The organism is Bacillus cereus group sp. N8 (assembly GCF_016483685.1).
GTDB classification, from domain to species: Bacteria; Bacillota; Bacilli; order Bacillales; family Bacillaceae_G; genus Bacillus_A; species Bacillus_A proteolyticus.
The window spans coordinates 1-749 of record NZ_JAEHBK010000121.1 but is presented as its reverse complement, the minus strand read 5'-3'; the positions used below and the strand labels follow the sequence as shown (position 1 = coordinate 749).

Here is a 749-nt window from a genome sequence, read left to right as displayed (position 1 = left end):
GTTCCTCCTTGTCCTTGCTACCAATAATATTGCGTTATGTTAACTTTCTATGAATATCATATTCAACCAAAATTACCCTTATTGATGGTACAATTAAAGTCTTGGAGGGATATTATGGGATTTATTATGGATATTGTATTTTATTTTGGATTTTATTTTGGATTACTGTTTCTTATAATTGTTACCTCATTATCTTTATTTATTATGGCTGCATTACCAAAAATCCGGAATAAAAATCTATCATTCATAATGATCGGTTTAGGGATAAATATACTTGCTATTCCGTTGTCTTTTTTTATAGGTGGGATGGCAACAGATTCTCCTGATAGTACTAGGTTAGATTTTTGGAAAGGATTTTTCTTTATTCAAAAAATACCGCTCTTTTTACTGATTTTTTTATTATTTTTAACTGTGGTATTGTGGTTTATTCGTAAGAACAAGAAAAAAGTAAGGGAGGAACATAAATGAAAAATATTAATGGATTGTACATATCACTTATATTGATGATGTTTGTTACTTTTCTTAATACTACAATATTTGATAATGAATATTCAGGGATAACACTGTATATCTCTTCTGTTATATTCGTAATTGGGAGCGCATGTTTTGGAAATGCAAGACGACTTAAAATTAGTGAGAAAAAATAAAACAAAAAGTAACTTCCAATAACGATCATTATGTAAATGAGCTGTCCATATGGGCGGCTCATTGTATTTTTTGCTTAGCATGGTTTTTTCCAAAATGCTGGC

2 protein-coding genes are annotated in these 749 nt (G+C 29.5%); both read left to right on the top strand.

The features are described from left to right. The first annotated feature begins 126 nt into the window (after positions 1–126). Positions 127–468, top strand: a complete 342-nt coding sequence (locus JDS80_RS30670; protein ID WP_199640816.1) for a hypothetical protein — start codon at positions 127–129, stop codon at positions 466–468. Further along, the gene (locus tag JDS80_RS31855; RefSeq protein WP_098268445.1) at positions 465–647 is read left to right on the top strand and encodes a hypothetical protein; all 183 of its coding nucleotides are present in this window, start codon (positions 465–467) and stop codon (positions 645–647) included. The genes JDS80_RS30670 and JDS80_RS31855 overlap by 4 nt, the downstream gene beginning before the upstream one ends. The last annotated feature ends 102 nt before the right edge of the window (positions 648–749 follow it).